This is a genomic window from Cellulophaga baltica 18 (assembly GCF_000468615.2).
GTDB classification, from domain to species: domain Bacteria; phylum Bacteroidota; class Bacteroidia; order Flavobacteriales; family Flavobacteriaceae; genus Cellulophaga; species Cellulophaga baltica.
The window spans coordinates 4,169,184-4,188,224 of record NZ_CP009976.1 but is presented as its reverse complement, the minus strand read 5'-3'; the positions used below and the strand labels follow the sequence as shown (position 1 = coordinate 4,188,224).

Annotated in this window: 18 protein-coding genes and 1 riboswitch; of the genes, 8 read left to right on the top strand and 10 right to left on the bottom strand. The window is 34.6% G+C overall.

What is annotated here, in order from left to right; translation table 11 throughout:
- Positions 1-4 precede the first annotated feature (4 nt).
- The 6 genes from rmuC to M666_RS18075 form a co-directional block, all read right to left on the bottom strand.
- On the bottom strand, positions 5-1,399 hold the full coding sequence (gene rmuC, locus M666_RS18100) for a DNA recombination protein RmuC (protein ID WP_029445742.1): 1,395 nt from the start codon (positions 1,397-1,399) through the stop codon (positions 5-7).
- A 119-nt stretch (positions 1,400-1,518) separates the two neighbouring features.
- Positions 1,519-2,253 carry an SDR family oxidoreductase gene (locus tag M666_RS18095; RefSeq protein WP_029445743.1) on the bottom strand — a complete coding sequence of 245 codons (735 nt, stop codon included), beginning with the start codon at positions 2,251-2,253 and terminating at the stop codon, positions 1,519-1,521.
- A gap of 84 nt (positions 2,254-2,337) precedes the next feature.
- The gene (locus M666_RS18090; RefSeq protein WP_316932442.1) at positions 2,338-3,036 is read right to left on the bottom strand and encodes an ABC transporter ATP-binding protein; all 699 of its coding nucleotides are present in this window, start codon (positions 3,034-3,036) and stop codon (positions 2,338-2,340) included.
- A 98-nt stretch (positions 3,037-3,134) separates the two neighbouring features.
- Positions 3,135-4,178, bottom strand: coding sequence for a serine hydrolase domain-containing protein (locus M666_RS18085; RefSeq protein ID WP_029445745.1), 1,044 nt, complete (start codon positions 4,176-4,178; stop codon positions 3,135-3,137).
- 9 nt (positions 4,179-4,187) lie between these two features.
- Entirely contained in the window at positions 4,188-5,219 is a 1,032-nt protein-coding gene (locus M666_RS18080) for a FecCD family ABC transporter permease (protein WP_029445746.1), read from the bottom strand.
- On the bottom strand, positions 5,220-6,365 hold the full coding sequence (locus M666_RS18075) for an ABC transporter substrate-binding protein (RefSeq protein WP_029445747.1): 1,146 nt from the start codon (positions 6,363-6,365) through the stop codon (positions 5,220-5,222). It abuts the gene before it with no gap.
- 228 nt (positions 6,366-6,593) lie between these two features.
- Positions 6,594-6,827, top strand: a riboswitch (cobalamin riboswitch).
- A gap of 73 nt (positions 6,828-6,900) precedes the next feature.
- Here M666_RS18075 and M666_RS18070 point away from each other — a divergent pair.
- Together M666_RS18070 and M666_RS18065 are read left to right on the top strand one after the other, a co-directional pair.
- Complete coding sequence (locus tag M666_RS18070) at positions 6,901-8,760, top strand: TonB-dependent receptor plug domain-containing protein (protein ID WP_029445748.1); 1,860 nt, start codon at positions 6,901-6,903, stop codon at positions 8,758-8,760.
- Positions 8,761-8,889: 129 nt separating this feature from the next.
- Positions 8,890-10,791 (top strand): DUF5011 domain-containing protein, encoded by a 1,902-nt coding sequence (locus M666_RS18065; protein ID WP_029445749.1) that lies wholly within the window; start codon positions 8,890-8,892, stop codon positions 10,789-10,791.
- 81 nt (positions 10,792-10,872) lie between these two features.
- Here M666_RS18065 and M666_RS18060 read toward each other — a convergent pair whose 3' ends face one another.
- A complete protein-coding gene (locus M666_RS18060; RefSeq protein ID WP_029445750.1) occupies positions 10,873-12,360 on the bottom strand; it encodes a GFO_1087 family putative carboxy terminal peptidase in 1,488 nt (495 codons plus the stop codon).
- A 210-nt stretch (positions 12,361-12,570) separates the two neighbouring features.
- Between M666_RS18060 and M666_RS18055 the strand changes: the two genes are divergently transcribed.
- The 6 genes from M666_RS18055 (at position 12,571) to M666_RS18030 (ending at position 16,233) form a co-directional block, all read left to right on the top strand.
- The gene (locus M666_RS18055; protein ID WP_029445751.1) at positions 12,571-13,080 is read left to right on the top strand and encodes a GFO_1088 family ECF-type sigma factor; all 510 of its coding nucleotides are present in this window, start codon (positions 12,571-12,573) and stop codon (positions 13,078-13,080) included.
- Positions 13,067-13,501 carry a PG0215 family putative anti-sigma factor gene (locus M666_RS18050; protein WP_029445752.1) on the top strand — a complete coding sequence of 145 codons (435 nt, stop codon included), beginning with the start codon at positions 13,067-13,069 and terminating at the stop codon, positions 13,499-13,501. Before M666_RS18055 ends, M666_RS18050 begins: the two co-directional genes overlap by 14 nt.
- A 10-nt stretch (positions 13,502-13,511) precedes the next feature.
- Entirely contained in the window at positions 13,512-14,054 is a 543-nt protein-coding gene (locus tag M666_RS18045; protein ID WP_029445753.1) for a GFO_1090 family protein, read from the top strand.
- Between the two features lie 28 nt (positions 14,055-14,082).
- A complete protein-coding gene (locus M666_RS18040) occupies positions 14,083-14,628 on the top strand; it encodes a GFO_1090 family protein (protein ID WP_029445754.1) in 546 nt (181 codons plus the stop codon).
- A gap of 59 nt (positions 14,629-14,687) precedes the next feature.
- Positions 14,688-15,224 carry a GFO_1091 family lipoprotein gene (locus M666_RS18035; protein WP_029445755.1) on the top strand — a complete coding sequence of 179 codons (537 nt, stop codon included), beginning with the start codon at positions 14,688-14,690 and terminating at the stop codon, positions 15,222-15,224.
- Positions 15,225-15,390: 166 nt separating this feature from the next.
- The gene (locus M666_RS18030) at positions 15,391-16,233 is read left to right on the top strand and encodes a mechanosensitive ion channel family protein (protein ID WP_029445756.1); all 843 of its coding nucleotides are present in this window, start codon (positions 15,391-15,393) and stop codon (positions 16,231-16,233) included.
- Between the two features lie 69 nt (positions 16,234-16,302).
- On the opposite strand, the gene purB is transcribed toward M666_RS18030, so the two are convergent.
- From purB to M666_RS18015, 3 genes are all read right to left on the bottom strand, one after another.
- The gene (purB, locus tag M666_RS18025; protein WP_024479857.1) at positions 16,303-17,646 is read right to left on the bottom strand and encodes an adenylosuccinate lyase; all 1,344 of its coding nucleotides are present in this window, start codon (positions 17,644-17,646) and stop codon (positions 16,303-16,305) included.
- Positions 17,647-17,740: 94 nt separating this feature from the next.
- Complete coding sequence (locus tag M666_RS18020) at positions 17,741-18,301, bottom strand: hypothetical protein (protein WP_029445757.1); 561 nt, start codon at positions 18,299-18,301, stop codon at positions 17,741-17,743.
- Complete coding sequence (locus tag M666_RS18015; protein WP_029445758.1) at positions 18,301-19,002, bottom strand: SIR2 family NAD-dependent protein deacylase; 702 nt, start codon at positions 19,000-19,002, stop codon at positions 18,301-18,303. The genes M666_RS18020 and M666_RS18015 overlap by 1 nt, the downstream gene beginning before the upstream one ends.
- Positions 19,003-19,041 lie beyond the last annotated feature (39 nt).

The window sequence follows — 19,041 nt, the reverse complement described above, 5'->3', positions numbered from 1 at the left end:
TAAGTTACAAATTTAGATTAGGTATTTCTTTGGTGTCTTCTTCATCATCAGAATCATCATTGGCTCTTTTTAGTAAAGAATCAGGAATAGATTTCTTTGCTTTAGCGCCCATTTTTTTTAATTTCTGAATACTGGTCACAATATTACCGCGGCCATCTACTAGTTTGTTCATAGCACCCCGATATTCTACCTTAGCTTCGTCCATTTTTTTGCCCACTTTCATTAAGTCGCTCACAAAACCTTCAAACTTATCATATAGCGCCCCAGCTTGTCTGGCAATCTCCAGGGCATTACGTTGTTGCTTTTCATTATTCCACATACTATCAATAGTACGTAGCGTAGCCAATAGGGTAGAGGGGGTAACGATAATAATATTTTGTTCAAATGCTTTATTGTATAGCGTGCTGTCATTGTTAATAGCGACTGCAAATGCAGGTTCAATTGGCACAAAAAGAAGCACAAAATCTGGACTTTCCATTTCATACAGATCTTCGTATTTCTTAGCAGATAGTTGGTCTACATGGCGGCGAAGAGAATTGATGTGATCTTTTAAGAATTTATCTTTCAATTCGTCTTCCGCATTTACATAACGTTCATAATCTGTTAAAGAAACTTTAGAATCTACAATCATTTTCTTACCGTCGGGCAGATTAATAATCACGTCTGGTAATACTCGGGAACCATCTTCTCTAGTGAAACTTTGTTGTACAGAATACTCTCTGTCTTTTTCTAATCCAGACTTTTCTAAAACACGTTCTAGGACCAATTCTCCCCAATTTCCTTGCATTTTACTATCGCCTTTTAATGCTTTAGTTAAATTTTCGGCTTCTTGGGTAATCTTTAAATTTTGTAATTGTAAGGTTGCCAGTTGTTCTTTTAATGCAGAATGCATACCTACACTTTCTTTTTGGCTGTCATCTACCTTTTTCTCAAATAAGAGTATTTTTTCTTGCAGCGGATTTAAAATGTTTTTAATATTCTCTTTATTCTGTTCCGTGAATTTACTGCTCTTTTCATCTAGGATTTTATTGGCAAGATTTTCAAATTCTTTGGTGAATTTTTCTTGGAGTTTTTCTACTTCTTCTTTTTGCTCTGTATTTTTAAGCTGAAGATTCTCTAAATCTGCTTGGTATCTTGTAATTTGATTTCCTAAAAGTTCTTTTTCATTCCGAAGTTCGTTCTTATCTAATTCTGCTAAGGAGCGTATTTCTGCTATAGTCTCTTCTGCTTGAGAAAGTTTTTGCTCTAAAGAAGTATTGTTGATACGTAACTGCTCCTCACGTGCTATCAAAGCACTTTGTGATGAAGTGGTCTTAAGCTTTTGGATATAATTCCCTAAAAAAAAACCTATCCCAATACCTACACTAGCAATAAGGAAATAGATGATGTACTCGTTCATTTATATTTTAATTAGCAAAAAAGTAAAGATACTAGATTGGCTAGAATATAAATACAGCTTAAAACTATTTTGTTTTAAACTTATGAACCCGTAATAGCGAGTATTTATAGATCTTAAATTTACACCATAGCACCATTTGCGCCTATTACTTGGCCAGAGATCCATTTAGAATCATCACTGGCTAAAAACAACACGATTTTAGCAATATCTATAGGGTCTGCTAACCTGCCAAAAGCATTCATGCCTTTAAGCTTCGTTATAAACTCTTCAGATTTCCCTTCTAAAAATAGTTCCGTATTGGTAGGTCCTGGAGCAATAGCATTAACAGAAATGCCTCTTCCTACTTCCTTAGAAAACACACGCGTCATCTGTTCTACCGCAGCTTTAGTAGCAGAGTAAATACCATAACTTGGAAGCATCAATTTTGTAGTGCTCGAAGAAAAATTAATGACAATACCATTATCTGCTAGCTTTGCAGATGCTTCTTGCATGGTATTGAAAACACCACGTACATTTACATCAAATTGTGACGTAAAATCATCTTGATTATAATCTTTAAAAAGCTTATTTTTCATAATCCCAGCATTATTAATCAACACATCAACTTGACCAAATGCCGCAATGGTCTCCTCGAATAAGCGAATTACGTCTTCTTTCTTGCTCACATCTGCTTGTACAGCAATTGCGGTACCTCCATTTTTAAGTATAGTGGCACTAGTTTCTTCCGCTTCGTCTTTACTATTGGTATAGTTCACGACAACCTTGGCGCCATTATCTGCTAAGAGTAATGCTATTTCTTTTCCAATACCTCTAGAGGATCCGGTAATAATGATGGATTTGTTTGCTACTTTCATGCGTGTGGTTTTGAAATTTAAAATTAAAGAATAAAAAGCAGGTGTACTTTTAAATTAACGTTAAAAAAGACTGGTAAAAAGGTGTTACACTATTTTAAAACTCCCTAGAATAGGATCAAATTGTATGGTATTTGCTGGGAATAATTTTTCAAAATACTTTCCTTGAATTAAAGCCTCTGGCGTGTCAAAATAACTTTCTTCCTTACGGAGTAAAAGCATTTTATCGCTTAGTTGTAGCGCAACCTCAATTTCATGGGTAGTAAACAGAATGGTCTTTTGCGTTTGGTGTGCTATGGTTTTGAGTAATTTTAAAATTTGAACTTTATGGTACAAATCTAAATGTGATGTGGGTTCATCTAACAAGATAATAGGAGTGTCTTGTGCTAATGCACGTGCAATCATCACCCGTTGTAATTGGCCATCACTTAGTTCATAGCATTTTTTGTGTTGTAATGCTTCAATTTCTACGAGTTGAATAGCTTCTTTAGTCTTTGCTTTGTCTACTTCTGTGAGCGTACCGAGCCAATTGGTATAAGGCTGCCTACCTAAAGCAATTAACTCAGCTACGGTAAGGTTTTTAGAAGCTATGGCTTCTGTTAGTACAAGACTTATTTTAGTCGCTAATTCTAATGGCGTGTAGTTTTGGAGTGCTTTATCTTCAATGGCTATAGCTCCTGAAATCGATTTTTGGACGGCGCCAAGCGTACGCAGTAAGGTAGATTTGCCTATGCCATTAACACCAACAATAGCAGCTAGTTCTCCTTTATTTAAAGCAAAGGAGATGTCCTGAGCAATAATTATATCCTGCTTTTTACGCTGGTAACCAATACTAAGATTGGCAATTTCTAGGGCGATATGTTTTTTGTTTTCTAGGATGATTTTTATTCTTTAGTCAGCGTTTGTCTAAATATCTCTCTGATTTTCATTTCAAAATAGAATGTTTGACGAATAGCATCATCATTCCAATCTAAATTTTCTAAAACAATAATACTAGTTTTATACTCAGGATAGTATAAATTCATAGAAATATATCCAGGAGCGTATCCGGTATGTCCAATTTCTTTAAGCCGGTTTTCATCAGAAACTCTTATGCCATATGCATACCCTATTGGCCCAAAAAGAGAATGGTTTTGAGTGGCACTCGGAGTAATCAGTAATTGATAGCTTTCTTTTTGTAGTAATTTCTGTTGGTGCAAAGCGGTATTCCATTTTAATAAATCACAAATACTTGCTATTAAATAGCCCGCAGGAATATATGCGGTGGTAAAGTCGGTTGTACTTGTGGTGTAGCTATTGTTCTTATTTTTTATTTTTCCTTCAACAAGATTAGGCTGTTTAGTGGTTAAGCTTGCTAGATGGTTTGCAATACCGCATAATGTAAATAAATTGGAAGCCAACTGTACATAAGTACTATTGTAACGTTGTTCCAAAATCTCACCTAGAAGTTGATATCCGATATTAGAATAAGAAAAATCTGTTCCGGGAGCAAAAGCCAAATCTTCTTGTAGATCTATAATACCGTGCGTATGATTTAAAAGTTGATGAATTGTAATGGTATTCTTCCATTCCGTTTTTAGATTAGGAAGGTATTTTGAAATTGGGTCGTTTAAATTTAGTTTTTCTTGCTCTACGGCTCGGAGAATGAGCACTGCAGTAATTTGCTTGCTAAGGGAGCCAATAATGAATTTATCTGTTTGTGTAAACTCCGTTTTATCTTTAGAAAAGCCTATAGACTTCTTATAAAAGATAGCATCATTGACGGCTAGGATTATTTGTCCGTTAAAAGGCCTGGGGTGATTTGTTTGCAAAAGGGAGTCTACAGCATCACTTATGCCTTGAAAGTTGGTAGATTGACTAAAGCTCACGTTATAGCTAGCGGTAAAACTAAATACGATAATGATTTTATGGAGTAGCTTTAGCTTCATCTTTCGGAATTAAAAAATCATTTTTCGTTTTCGAACCAATAGCCATACAACCACTGGTGCACCTACTAAGCTGGTGATGGCATTGATGGGTAAAACGCTTGCAGATAAAGGTAGCTGTGCAATACTATCACATAGCAACATTAAAATAGCGCCGTACACAAGAACTGCTGGCACCAATATTTTATGATCTGTGGTATTAAATATTTGTCGCGTTAAATGGGGTACTGCTAAGCCAATAAAAGCAATGGGGCCAGCAAAAGCTGTAATACCACCAGCTAATAAACCCGTAGCGATGATAATAATGAATCTTGATTTTTTTAAACTTACTCCGAGACTCCGAGCGTAATTTTCACCTAATAAAAAGGCATTCAAAGATTTAATAGAAAAGATACTTAAGAGCACTCCTATACTGGTTATTCCGGCTAGTAATCCTAATTGCGGCCATGATAAATCTCCTAAACTTCCAAAACTCCAATAGATGTATTGCTGTAATTGTTCTGAAGTTGAGAAATAGGAGAGTACACTAACTAAGGCGCCGGTTATACTCCCAAACATAAGCCCTATGATAAGTAGAGACATAGTATCTTTTACTTTCATGGCAACAGACAGAACAGCGAGTAATACAAGAAAGCTACCTAAACTAGAAGCAATGGCTAAGGAGGCATCATTAAAAAGTGAAATTCCAAAAACGCTAGAAAATAAACCCGCTCCCATAATTAGTATTGCAGCACCTAAGCTTGCACCAGAACTTATACCCAATACAAAGGGGCCGGCTAACGGATTTCTAAAAAGTGTTTGCATTAACAAACCGCTCAAAGATAATCCGCCACCCACAAGAATAGCCGTTATAGCTTTTGGAACTCTGTAGTTCCAAATAATATAATGCCAAGACTCATTAGGGTCAGCGCTACCCAAAAGTGTATTAAGAGTGTTTTTTAAAGGAATGTGAACAGAACCTAAACTTATATTTATTAAAAAAAAGACACACAGCAGTAGTACTAAACATAAAAAATAAAAGGAGTACTTTTTGGTAGAATGCACTTAATCTATGGGTTTGAAAAAAGTTGGTGTATACTCAGGTATTAGTTCGGGGTGAAATATATGAATTAAATCTTTAAGAACTAAATCTGGCCTGTTAGGGGCCAACTCATAATAAAGGAGTCCTCCCGTTTCGCCAGTAGTATTAGCAAAAGAATACACTTTTTTATGTTTAAAGGCATCAAACTGTTGATAATGCAGACTGTTTGCAGTCATATCTTTATAGGAGGTAAATTGAGAAGGAGAGATCCAATAGTCTGCTTTTTTTCCTTTATCCAAAACACTTTCCCAACTCAACGATAAACTACCTGCATCGTCTGTATCTTTAAAAATATAAGAGGCATTGGCATCTTCAATAAATTTTGAAGCCCAACTTTTTCCTCCGGGTAAATACCAAACATCATTATAAATAGCACCACTTAATACGGTAGGTTTATTTGTAGCTTTTGTCGCTAATTCTTTTGCGGCTAAATAATTGTTTGTAATGTCTTGAAAAATAGCATCTGCTTTCTTTTCGAGTCCGTAAAAAGGTGCGAAAAATTTAATCCATTCCGCTTTTCCTAAGGGTGTTTCTTCTGTCCAATCACCATTGTATACTACAGGAATATTTGCACGCTGAATGGTTTCGTACATTTTATTCTCATTATGAATGCTAAAGCCTACCACCAAATTTGGCTGTAATGCTAAAAGTAATTCGGTATTAATGGTCTCATTCTGCCCTAATTCTTTGACTTTCCCTTCAGAAATTAATTTTCTTGTTTTTTGAGATGAGATATATTTGGTGTCAGGGAAACCTACCAAAGTGTGCTCTACACCCAAGGCTTCTAAAACGGGAATGTGCGTGGTAGAGGTAACCACCACATTGGTAATAGGAACAGTGACAATAGCATCATATTCATCACGATTTAAAGTCATAGAAGCTGCCTTTTCTTTTGGGATTAGTGCGTAGGTGAAAACAGCTTCTGCATTTGGCCAAGGCGATGTAATTTTAATAATGGTAACACCGCTGGGTTGTTTTTCTACAGAAAACCCTTTGGCATATAATATGTCAGTACTTGGAATAATTTTTTCTACAAAATCAGGTGTTTTCTTGGTTTCCTCCTTGCAGGAGAGGAATACTAGCGTGATAAGTAGAAAAAAGTATTTCATTTATTTTAGGGATATATTTTTTTTGCAAGGTAGCAAAAGTCATATTTTTTATGGTTTTAAGGGCTTAAATTTATGAAAATTTAAACATGAGAGGTAATTCTAATTTAACATTATATATTGTTGCAGGCATAATTATACTTCATTTTGTGGTTGGTTTTATCTGGTTGATGATCAAGATGAGTAAAAAAAATAACGATGATAAGTGATTTTTTTTCTACTTAAAGCAATATCTTCGCGCCGAATTTTGGTTTAGATAAACGCATAGGGTTTATTTGATTAAAAGGGAATCTAGTGTAATTCTAGAGCTGTTCCCGCAACTGTAAGTTATGCCGAATCGGCACTGATATTTATATCGGTTCGTAATAGGTGGCTATCATATCTTCAAAATACCACTGAGTATAAACTTGGGAAGGTGATTGATAGTACACAAGTCAGGAGACCTGCCAAATTCAAAACAATAATGTTAAACTTTCGGGATAAAGGTTTACGTATGGGTACAGACATACTATTCTCCCGTTTATTCGATTTTTACGAAATGAACAAACAATTTTTAAGTTTATGTGCTATTGCTTTAGCATATACAAGTGTAGCTGCTCAAGATGAGCCAAATGAATCTATGAAACTTCAAAAATTAGATGAAGTTGTTATTAGTGACTCACGATTTGAATTAAAACGTGAGAATTCTGGAAAAACTGTAATTAAAATAACGGCGGAAGAATTACTTCAAAACCAAGGTAAGACAGTAGCAGAAATTATTAATACTAAAAGTGGTATTGAAATTAATGGAAGTAGAGGTAGAGATGGTGCTGTTCTTGGAGTTTCTGCAAGAGGTGGGCGCGGTAAGCAAGTTTTAATTGTGATAGATGGCGTTCGTGTTTCAAATCCTTCTTCACCATCTTCAGAGTATGATTTAAGATTATTAGCAACGGCAAATATTGAATCTATTGAAATTATTAAAGGAGCAGCAAGTACGCTTTACGGTACAAATGCAGCTACTGCAGTAATAAACATAACGACTAAGAAAGCATCAAATGAAGCAATCTCTGGTAATTTTCAAACAAGTCTAGGAACGCAACAAACAAAGGACAATCAAAATTATAACCTCTCTAGGTTTTCAAACAGTGCGCAAGTTAGCGGAACTTTAAATAAGTTTGATTATTCAGTAGGTTTTTCAAATAGATATTCAGACGGACTTTCTGCTTTTGTAAGCTCTGCTGATGAAAAAGATTTCTATTCAGATTATAGTACTGATGTAAAAATTGGATACAAATTTTCAGAAAGCTTTAAAGTTCAAGTGTATGGAAATCAGACTAAAATAAAAACAGCATATGACGAAAGCTTTGGAACCGTTGCAAATCCTTTATATGAGAGTAAGCAAGAAAGAGTTGGTTTAGCCTCTGTGTTTTCATATAATGAAAATGGTTCTATAAATATGAACGCAGCGTATTCAAATTATGATGCAGAAGATATGGGGTCTTACCCAGGAGCTTTTAAAGGAGATAATTATACTGTTGATGTCTACAACAAATATAATTTTAATAATAAATTTTATACCATTTTAGGAGTAAACTATATTCAAGACGAATCAGAGTTTTCAGAACTTAAAAAAATAACCATTACAGATCCTTATGCTAACATCGTGTATGTTTCTCCTTTTGGATTAAATGTAAACGCAGGTGCTCGTTTTAATAATAATTCTGAATATGGTTCTCATGTGGTCTATAATATAAACCCATCGTACAGTTATAAATTAGATAATGGCTATGTTAAAGTCTTATCGTCTTATGCAACATCGTACATTACACCATCACTTAGTCAATTATTTGGTTTTTTTGGAGCTAACCCAGAGCTAAATCCTGAAGAGAATTCTACTATTGAAGGAGGTTTAGAATATGCAAATGATAAACTAAGGCTTAGTGCGCTATACTTTAATAGAGATGAAAATGAAACAATTGTTTACGGAAGTGAAGGATATGAAAATATAGATGGCTTTATTAAAGCGCAAGGTGTCGAGGTTGAATTAGATTGGAGCTTATGTGAAAATTTAACTTGGAATGCTAATTATACCTTTACAGAACGTAAAGGAGATAACGCAATACGTATCCCTAAGCATAAAGTAAATACATCATTTAATTATCAACTTTCTGATGCCACTTTTGCTTCGGTAAGTTATGCATATACAGGAGACCGTTTAGATACAGATTTTAGTACTTTTTCTGACGTTAGTTTGGATTCGTTTTCACTGGTGAATTTATATGTAAGTCACCAACTTATAAATAATAAATTGAGAGTTTTTGTAAATGCTCAAAACTTACTTAATGAAGAATTTGTTGAAACGGTAGGATATACTACGTTGGGTAGAAACTTTAGTTTAGGACTTAATTTGAATTTGTAGGGTTTTCAAATTTTTAATTGAAAAGGGTCAACAATACTGTTGACCCTTTTCTGTTTACAATTAAGAAGAAAAATTTTCGTTATATTAAGGACTTTAGCGTATGCTAGAATCAACCTATACCAAGACCTTATGCAAGCTATAAAGCATCCATTGATCCGTAAAGCTTTTATGTTAGTGCTTTTAGTAGGCCTATGCATTTCGTGTACTAAGGAGGTCAAACTATTTACGGAGGTAGAATTTGAATTGATCACCTCTCACACCAATCAAGGGTATGTAAACGGACTACTGGCCACCACTATAGAAGTTATACCAGAAGAGGTATTGGAAGAGATCAGTTATGGATTTTCATATAGTGTTAAGAATGGAGAAGGATACTTTGTAGATGCGAACGGAGTTTTACTAGCTCCTAATTCTAAAACCACCTTGAGTCCACTCGCCACAAGCCTATCTTATATAGGAACAAGTGTGGGCGACCATGAAGTGAAAATTATAGCATCCGATAATTTTGGGATGGAAAAAGAGGAAACCTTACTGTATACTATTGATGAGGTATCTGTCATATGGACCGCTGCAAGCACGGCTACACAGGTAGAACTTGGTAAAACAGTAGCTATTGTTGTCAATTTTGAAATAGACGATACAGAAAGCGGGATTAGCTTTGTACGAAATTACCAATTAGAGGCTGGTCAGGGAGAATTAAAAGATCATGATACGGAAAATAATATTGTTTTAAACGAGGATGTTCAAATTACTCCAGGGACTTATACGCTAAATTTCACACCGAATACTTTAGGGGTAGTACCCATAAATTTTGTTTTAACAGACAGCAACAATCAAGAACGTAATGTTATACTAAGCTTTGAGGTAGTTGAAGATATTATTGATACTATGGCTCCAGAGCTTACCATTTTAGGCGATAATCCTTTTGATGTATTTCTGGGAGTTACCTATCAAGATGCGGGTGCAACGGCGCTAGATGATATTGATGGGGATATAAGTGCTGAGATAGTGGTTGATGACACTCAAGTTGATACTATAGTAGAAGGTGTGTATGAAGTAGTGTATACGGTTTCTGATGATGATGGAAATACTGCCACGGCTTCTCGTATGGTAAATGTTGTTCGTGATGTTAATGGTAATATGCCTCCAACGGCGAATGACATTACTAGAACTAGTGCTAATACAGAAGCATCTATTTTTTCTGTTTTGGAGGCTACTAGTGATCCTGAATCAGATCCAATTACTATAGTACGTATAGGGAGTGTTATTCCAACGGAAGCGGGCACGGTTTCTTTTACAGGGTCGGACATTAGTTTTACACCTTCAGCTAACTATGTGGGCACTGCAGAATTTACCTATACCATAAGTGATGGTAGGATGTGGAATGAAGCAACAGGAACTGTAGAGCTAACAATAACCCAAGGAAATAGACCCCCAGTAGCAGTAGCAGAATTGTTAACAGATTATGATCCTACAACCTTAACGAGAAGCTTTAGTGGTGTTGGCTCGTCTGATCCTGACGGTGATACGCTAACCTACCAGTGGAATTTTAGAGATTTTGCAAATCCAATTTCAGGAGCTTTCGGCGACAATACATCATGGCCTTTCACTTCTGCAGGTACCTATCAAGTAACTTTAACGGTATTTGACGGTAATGGCCTTCAAGATTCAGATACCATAGAGGTGGTCGTAGATGAGGCTTCTAATATCATTTTTTCTGATGGGAAGATTGCACAATCCATTTATGTTCAGGAATTTGGAGGTATTCAAACACAAGGTACTGTTACAGTTGTTAATAACCCTTCCAGTTTTATAATTAGAGCTAGTGGATTGCAAGCTACTACATATTTCATAATTGATGGTGTAGAATATTCTGTTAGTTCTTCTACTCTGGGATTTGGCGATAATAGCCAAGAAACTTTTATAACACCTGTTTTCCCATTAGGAACTTATACTTATGAATTCAGAGTTTTTAATAGTGCATCAGGTGTGGGTGGAGACGCAAGTGGCGGCGTTGGAGAGAATAACTAAAAGTTTAGAGAATTAGACTTAAATAAAAAACGGTTTGAATCGCGATTCAAACCGTTTACATACTTCTGGTTTCTATGAAAATTAATTAAAATCTCGGATCAAAACCATATCATTATATTTTTTTAACCTTAATGAACTACCAACAAATTCCGTTTTCATACTTTCAGGAACAACACTTTTTAAACTCTTGCTGGTAACTCCAGTAATATCTTCTATTGCTTTGGCTAGTAAAGGCTCTTCTAAATCACCTAATTGTCCTAAGTTGCCTAAGGTTTCATTTATTGCGATATCAGGTTGTAGACCAGATGCAAAATCATTAAAGCCATCTGCATTTGCATACGTACCACAAATAGGTTGTAACGCATATTTGTGATTAGGATTTACGCCATCTAAACCAACACTTTGAGCGTAATACGCATACGGCGGATATCCGCCTGATGTTTGTGCCGTGTTATCTAAGAGTGTTATAGAAAATTCATTTTTACCAACGGTTGTTTCACCTACCTGAACTACGGTGATGTATGGCTTTAAATTATTAATTAGCAATTCACTAGCAGAAGCGGTATCACCAGTAGTGATAACATATACCTTTGTTAGACCCAAACTCGTTAATGGAGTATTTTCATAATCAGATTCAAAAGGATCTGTAGATCCGAAATTTCCATTTCTTTTTGAATTATAGATGTATTCGATAAAGGGTTGTCCTGCAAATTGGCCTGTAATTCTTGCGGCTATTCTATTAGCTACTCCTGTAGAGCCTCCAGGATTATATCTAAGATCGATAACTAATTCCGTAGCGCCTTCCGTTTTTATTTTAGCAAACGCATCATCAATAATATCTTCATTATCTCTAGTAAAACCGTTATACATTATATAGCCAATTTTTGTAGCATTCACTTCTAGAGTTTTAGCAATCAAAATAGGGTTTTCTGTTATTTCTAAGCGATTCACTTCTATATTTACATCATTGGGTGTAAATAATTCATCTTCTATAGTTCCAAAGTTTAAAGTAAATGTACTAGCACTTAGTAAATCTAAATTACTTGAAGTTATAGATCCATCAGCATCCGTATCTGCGAATAATTCGGTACCATTAACGGCGTAAAAAATATCACCCCTTTTAATACCTTTAGTTGCAGCATCAGAATTTGCCCAAACATAGCGAACTACTCCTAATACTCCATTTCCACTATCAGAAGGCAGCCTTGTTAATGTAAATTCAATCCCTGTAGTGGTTGAAGTACCTCCTAAAGCGCTAATCAAATTATCATAGTCATCTGAAATAAAGCTAAATCTATCTTGTGGTACTTTTACAGCATTGTATAAATCTTCCGGAGCGCCGTATCCATTTAGAAAACTATAAAATTCATCTATCGTGGCAAATCTATCGTCAGCTAAATTTGCTTGTTCCGGTTGCCAATAGTACCAATAGTTCATCGCCTTCCAAACAAAATCATTCACTTCACTATTTAATTCTATAGTAACTGTTTCTGAAGGTTCATCATCTTTATCAGAACAGGAAACAGCAAATAGGCCTAGGCCTAAAAACAAAAGGAGAAACTTTTTCATATTTTTTTTCTTTAAATATAACACTAATTATACCAAAGTATATCCTACAGTATGCCTCTTGCAGTCCTATAAAAGCCGTTTGTATCTTAATATTATGGCACTAAAATAAACACATCTAAAAAATAAAAGAAATTATTTGTAACAAAATTCGTTATACTTCGTCTTCCTAGTATAAACCACTTAATACTGGTTTACAACAACCCAACCACAATGAAACAGGTAGAATTTTTAAATGTTGTGATGCCTTTTAAAGACAAACTCTTTCGGTTAGCCAAAAGATTGTTGGTTTCCACAGAGGAAGCAGAGGATGCAACTCAAGAAATATTACTGAAGTTATGGACAAAAAATTCTGCTATTGAAGAATATAAAAATGTAGAAGCTTTTGCCATGACGATGACTAAGAATTTTTGTTTAGACCGATTAAAGTCGAAGCAAGCAGGAAATTTGAAATTAGTTCACAGTAATTATAAGGATGATAATACATCATTACAAAAGCAAGTAGAAGCCAAGGATAGTATATCATGGGTAGAAAAAATTATGGAAGAGTTGCCAGAACAACAAAAACTGGTATTACAATTGCGAGATGTAGAAGAGTATGATTATGACGAAATAGCGAAAATGTTAGACATGCAGCCTACCGCAATACGCGTGGCCTTGTCAAGAGCTAGAAAAACAGTAAGAGAAAAATTAGTAGAAAAACACAGTTATGGAATTGGATAATATAAATAACATACTAGAAAAATATTTTGATGCAGAAACGACTATTGTAGAAGAAAAAGCATTGAAAGACTATTTTGTAAATGGGCCTATACATTCAGAGCATCAACAATATGCCCCGATGTTTACGCATCTTACAAATGCTAAAGAAGAAAAATTTACCAAACAAATACCTTTACAGCAAAAGAAATCAAAAGTCAAGTGGTTTTCGGCAGCAGCAGTAGCCATGTTATTAGTGGGTTTGTATTTAGGTACTAATTATATGGAGCAACAACGTATAGAAAAAGAGCAAGCAGCATATGCCTACCAAGAAACAAAAAAAGCTTTGAATTTATTGGCACAAAACTTTAATAAAGGAAAAGAAAAGATAGCCTATTTAAAAGAGTTTGAACAAACAAAACAAAAAATTTACAACAATAATTAAAAAAAAAATCATGAAAAAGTCCCTTATACTATTATTCCTAGCCGTTACCCCTTTTATAGGTTTTTCACAGTCCTTATTTGATAAATACGAGGATTCTGATAATGTATCTGCTGTAATTGTGAACAAAAGCATGTTTAATCTTTTAAGTAAGATAGATGTAGAAGTAGATGATCCAGATGCTAAAGATTTTATGGATATCGCCAAGAGCGTAAGTAGTCTTAAAGTTTTTACCACAGAAGACAAAGCAGTAGGAGCAGATATGGCTGTAAATGTGACGAAGTATCTAAAGTCTTCTTCAATGGAAGAGCTAATGCGTGTAAAAGATAAAGATGCAAACGTAAAATTTTATATCAAGGCAGGTAAAGATGATGACCATGTAAGTGAGTTACTTATGTTTGTTACCGGCGTAAAAAACATACAAGCAGGAGGTAGAAAGGTAGAAACGGTACTGCTTTCTTTAACAGGAGATATCGATTTAAATAAAATTGGTTCCTTGACAAGTAAAATGAACTTACCGAAAGAACTTAATAATGCAGGTAAGAAAAATCAATAATTAATTAATCAATCAAAAATCATCAATCATGAAAACAATCAGTTTATTTTTAGTAATCGCAATTTTACCATTATTTGGATTTTCTCAATCTATCTTCGACAAATATGAAGATATGGATCGTGTGTCATCTGTAATCGTTAATAAGAGTATGATCAATTTTGTCAGTTCTCTTGGAATAGATGAGCATGATCAAGAAGCCAAAGATTTTATGGATATCGCTAAAGGAGTAAAGAGCTTAAAAGTCTTTATGACGGAAGATAAGACGGCATCTTTAGAAATGGGGTCTACCGTTAAAAAGTATTTAAAATCTTCTAAAATGGAAGAGTTAATGCGTGTAAAGGATGAAGATGTAAATGTAAAGTTTTACATTAGAGAAGGTAGAGATAGTGATCATGTAAAAGAACTTTTAATGTTTGTAACCGGTATTGGTAATGTCAAAACAGACCTAAACGGTAGAAATATAGAGACTGTTTTAGTGTCTATCACAGGAGATATAGATCTAAATAAAATTGGTGCTTTGACTAATAAAATGAATTTGCCGAAAGAATTAAATAAAGCAGGTAAAGCAAAATAATTCAATAATAAAAAACAGCATTTGGTACGCCAAATGCTGTTTTCTCTAATTATGTTAAAATGAAAAATGTAAAGTTTAGTCTCGTAATAGCATGGGTTCTGCTATTTTTTAGTTGTTCCTCTACACAAAGTCTTCAAGAGTATTACGTAGATAATGCAGAGAATCCAAATTTCCTATCTTTTGATTTACCAGCGAGCCTTTTAAATATTGATCAGGTAGAGCTTACTCCGGAACAGAAGAAAGCATATGCTTCTCTTAAAAAGTTGAATGTATTAGCTTTTAAAAAGACCCTAGATAATGCAGCTTCTTATGTGACAGAGAAGGCAAAAGTAAAAGCTATTTTAAAGAATGATAAATATCAAGAGTTAATGAAGCTGAATACCAGTTACGGTAAAGGATCTATTAAGTTTTTAGGAGATGATGATGCAATAGATGAGGTTATTATTTATGGTGATACCGATGATAAAGGATTTGTTCTGGTGCGCGTTTTAGGCGATAATATGAACCCAGCGAATTTAATGCAATTAATAAAAGCCATGGAGAAATCTAATTTTGATGGGAAACAGCTAGAAGGTTTGCTAGACGTCTTTAATTAGAAATTAAATTTTTACATAAAAGCCTCTTTATCTATAACATATAGATAAAGAGGCTTTTTTAATAGTAATGGGCAAAAGTTTTTGTTTTTATAGAGAATTCTTCTCTGATTATCCGTAATTTGCCAGTAACTATTAACAAATAATTATATAAACACTATTTAGAATTATGGAAGAAAATGCAGAAATTATTAACGAGACTGCAGGAACGGCTGACTTATGGATGGCTAAAGGAATTGATTTTGTAACAGATTATGGGCCAAAAATTTTAGGAGCCATAGCTATTTATTTAATTGGTTCATGGGTTATAAAGAAGCTTATTGGAGCGGTTAGAAAAGTATTGAATAAAGGAAACTACGACGAATCATTACAAAGCTTTTTATTAAACCTTTTATCATGGGGATTAAAAATCTTTTTAATCATTATGGTGATTTCAAAACTGGGTGTAGAAACGACAAGTTTTGCAGCCATTCTTGCGGCGGCTGGTTTAGCGGTAGGTTTAGCATTACAAGGATCACTCTCTAACTTTGCCGGTGGTGTTCTTATAATGATTTTTAAACCTTATAAAATCGGAGATTTAGTAGAGGCACAGGGTGTCTTAGGAAATGTAAAAGAAATTGAAATTTTTACCACTAAATTAATCACGCCTCAAAATAAATTGGCAATTGTACCTAATGGGGCAATGGCAAATGGTAATATCATTAACTATACCGCAGAAGGCAAAATGCGTGTAGATACCACTGTAGGTATAGGATATGGAGAAGATATGAAGAAAGCAAAAGAAGTGCTTTTAGAAATGCTTGTGGCAAACCCTTTGGTTTTAAAAGATCCTGCTCCTTCAGTAAATGTAGAAGCCTTAGCAGATAGCTCTGTGAATTTGGCGGTAAGACCTTACTGTAAGCCAGAAGATTACTGGGATGTATACTTTGCAACTATAGAAGGTTCTAAATTGGCTCTTGACAAAGCTAAGATTGAAATTCCTTACCCACACGAAGTTCAAATTAATAAGTAATTAAATACTTATAAGCATAAAAAAAGACCGCAATTTGCGGTCTTTTTAAGTTTATAGTGACACTAGTTATTAAATGCCAGTGTAATTACTTGGTGTAATTACTTTTAATTCTGCCTTAATAGCATCAGACACCTCAAGAGTATCAATAAAGTTAGCAATAGATTGCTGATTTATCTTTTCATTAGTTCTTGTAAGCCCTTTTAATGCTTCATATGGATTTGGATATGCCTCACGTCTTAAAATGGTTTGTATAGCCTCTGCAACTACAGCCCAGTTGTTCTCCAGGTCTTGTTCAAACTTTTCTTTATTCAGCAATAACTTACTTAAGCCTTTTAAGGTAGATTGAAAAGCAATCATGGTATGTGCAAAAGGCACACCAATATTTCTTAGGACCGTACTATCCGTTAAATCGCGTTGTAATCTAGAAACAGGTAGTTTAGCCGATAAATGCTCAAAAATAGCATTCGCAATTCCTAAGTTACCTTCAGAGTTTTCAAAATCTATTGGGTTAACTTTATGTGGCATAGCAGAAGAACCTACTTCACCTGCTTTAATTTTTTGTTTAAAGTAATCCATCGATACGTAGGTCCAGAAATCACGATCTAAGTCAAGAATAATAGTATTTATTCTTTTTAACGTGTCAAACAAAGCCGCCATATGGTCGTAATGCTCAATTTGAGTTGTAGGAAAAGAGTGGTAAAGTCCTAGTTTCTCTTGTACAAATTCTTGTCCAAATTCTTGCCAGTTAATAGTAGGATATGCTACCTTATGTGCGTTGTAATTACCTGTAGCCCCGCCAAATTTTGCAGCACTAGGAATATCATTCAGTAAATTAAATTGTTCTTTTAAACGTACCACATATACCTGAATTTCTTTCCCTAAACGGGTAGGAGAGGCTGGTTGTCCGTGAGTACGGGCCAACATAGGTATTGCTTTCCATTCTGATGCTAAGGCTTCTAGTTCTTCTAAAACTTCAAAATATTGCGGTACATACACATCATTCATGGCTTCTTTTAAAGAAAGAGGAATGGCAGTGTTATTAATATCTTGAGAGGTTAAACCAAAATGGATAAACTCTTTATAAGCTTGAAGTCCTAATCCATCAAATTTATTTTTGATAAAATATTCAACAGCTTTAACATCGTGGTTGGTTGTTTTTTCAATCTCTTTAATGGCTAAAGCATCGTCAGAAGAAAAATTAGTATAGATTTCTCTTAATGCCTCAAATTTAGAAGTATCAAAACTAGAAAGTTGTGGTAATGGAATTTCGCATAAAGCAATGAAATACTCGATTTCTACACGAACTCGATACTTTATTAATGCTTCTTCAGAAAAATAATCAGCTAAATTTTCAACTTTGTTTCTGTAACGACCGTCTATCGGAGAAATCGCATTCAGTTTGTTTAAAGACATTTTATAGAAATTGATTGGTTTTATAGAAGCGGCAAATATAGGGATTCCTTAAGCACCTAAAAAGCTAACAAGTAAATAAATACATGGATTTGATCTATTTTATTTTGGCTAAGGTGAGTCTAGCTCTGGCTTTGTATGCAGCACTCCCTTTTGGGTAGTTTTGTTCTAGAATGATTTTTAACTCGGGTAAAATCCATTTAAATTTTTTACCCATTAACAGTAAACTTGTCATAGCATATGCTTGTGCTGCTACTTTTTGATCAGTAATGAGCCAATCAAAGCATGCTGCAGTAATTTTTTCAAGATGCTTTTTACTCAAGGCGTCTTGCGTTGTATTTGGAGTCTTTGAAAAATAACTTTTGGTTAAGTATTCGCAGATTTTTGCCATAGGACGTACTGCTGAGTCTAAATGTACGCTGGTTAGGTTCTTGGAAAAAGTGTCTAAATGCGGAAAAATAAAGGGCAAGTTTTCCTTGGCTGTAAATTCTAAAACCCAACAGGCTTTGCAAGATATTGGGTCGTTAATAGTAAAGGCTACTTTTAATAATGGCGTAATTAATTCAGGATTATTGGAAATTAGCCCAGCCATTTCAGCTCTTTTTTCTCTTGAGTGATTCACGTAGTTTAAAGAAGTATAGAGCTCTTGCGTAGTCATTAATTTGTTTTTATTAATTGAGTTACTAGTTCTGGTATTCCTTCTAGAGCAGTTTTTTCAATAATAGTTAAGTTGTTAAATGCATTTTTGGAGATATTAGGTCTAGGGTCAACAAAGTAAATAGGGGTGTCATCTTTTATGAAATTGACAAGACTAGCAGCTGGATACACTTGCATAGAAGTGCCAATGATGATTAAAATATCTGCTTCTTGGGTAATTTCAATAGCCCTATCAAGCAAAGGCACTGCTTCGCCAAACCAAACAATATGTGGTCGTAGCTGATGCCCATTAATACATTTGTCGCCTATTTTTAAATCTTTTTTCCAGTCTAGTATTACTGGAGCTCCAATTCTGGAAATCTTGGTGCTTCTAACTTTAAGCAGCTCCCCATGTAAATGAATTATAGCTTTGCTGCCAGCTCTTTCATGCAAGTCATCAATATTCTGAGTAATTATGGTGGTCTCAAAATACTCTTCAAGATTTTTTAATGCTAGGTGTGCCTCATTCGGTGCTACCTTTAAAAGTTGTTTTCTACGCTGGTTGTAAAAATCTAAGACGAGTTTAGGGTTTTTTTCAAAACCTTGGGGAGAAGCAACTTCCATTACGTCATAACCCTCCCAAAGGCCATCTGCATCTCTAAAAGTTTGAATGCCACTTTCTGCGCTTATTCCCGCACCTGTTAAAACAACAATTTTTTTCATATCATGTACGAATTTGATTATAAAAATATACAATTTTAG

What these genes read in the sequence shown, in the direction of transcription:
- M666_RS18070 (WP_029445748.1), top strand. Translation starts at nt 6,901, where the DNA reads ATGAACAAACAATTTTTAAGTTTATGTGCTATTGCTTTAGCATATACA.
- M666_RS18020 (WP_029445757.1), bottom strand. Translation starts at nt 18,301, where the DNA reads ATGACTACGCAAGAGCTCTATACTTCTTTAAACTACGTGAATCACTCA.
- M666_RS18050 (WP_029445752.1), top strand. Translation starts at nt 13,067, where the DNA reads ATGGAATTGGATAATATAAATAACATACTAGAAAAATATTTTGATGCA.
- M666_RS18015 (WP_029445758.1), bottom strand. Translation starts at nt 19,002, where the DNA reads ATGAAAAAAATTGTTGTTTTAACAGGTGCGGGAATAAGCGCAGAAAGT.
- rmuC (WP_029445742.1), bottom strand. Translation starts at nt 1,399, where the DNA reads ATGAACGAGTACATCATCTATTTCCTTATTGCTAGTGTAGGTATTGGG.
- M666_RS18045 (WP_029445753.1), top strand. Translation starts at nt 13,512, where the DNA reads ATGAAAAAGTCCCTTATACTATTATTCCTAGCCGTTACCCCTTTTATA.
- M666_RS18055 (WP_029445751.1), top strand. Translation starts at nt 12,571, where the DNA reads ATGAAACAGGTAGAATTTTTAAATGTTGTGATGCCTTTTAAAGACAAA.
- M666_RS18065 (WP_029445749.1), top strand. Translation starts at nt 8,890, where the DNA reads ATGCAAGCTATAAAGCATCCATTGATCCGTAAAGCTTTTATGTTAGTG.
- M666_RS18040 (WP_029445754.1), top strand. Translation starts at nt 14,083, where the DNA reads ATGAAAACAATCAGTTTATTTTTAGTAATCGCAATTTTACCATTATTT.
- M666_RS18035 (WP_029445755.1), top strand. Translation starts at nt 14,688, where the DNA reads ATGAAAAATGTAAAGTTTAGTCTCGTAATAGCATGGGTTCTGCTATTT.
- M666_RS18095 (WP_029445743.1), bottom strand. Translation starts at nt 2,253, where the DNA reads ATGAAAGTAGCAAACAAATCCATCATTATTACCGGATCCTCTAGAGGT.
- M666_RS18085 (WP_029445745.1), bottom strand. Translation starts at nt 4,178, where the DNA reads ATGAAGCTAAAGCTACTCCATAAAATCATTATCGTATTTAGTTTTACC.
- M666_RS18030 (WP_029445756.1), top strand. Translation starts at nt 15,391, where the DNA reads ATGGAAGAAAATGCAGAAATTATTAACGAGACTGCAGGAACGGCTGAC.
- M666_RS18075 (WP_029445747.1), bottom strand. Translation starts at nt 6,365, where the DNA reads ATGAAATACTTTTTTCTACTTATCACGCTAGTATTCCTCTCCTGCAAG.
- purB (WP_024479857.1), bottom strand. Translation starts at nt 17,646, where the DNA reads ATGTCTTTAAACAAACTGAATGCGATTTCTCCGATAGACGGTCGTTAC.
- M666_RS18060 (WP_029445750.1), bottom strand. Translation starts at nt 12,360, where the DNA reads ATGAAAAAGTTTCTCCTTTTGTTTTTAGGCCTAGGCCTATTTGCTGTT.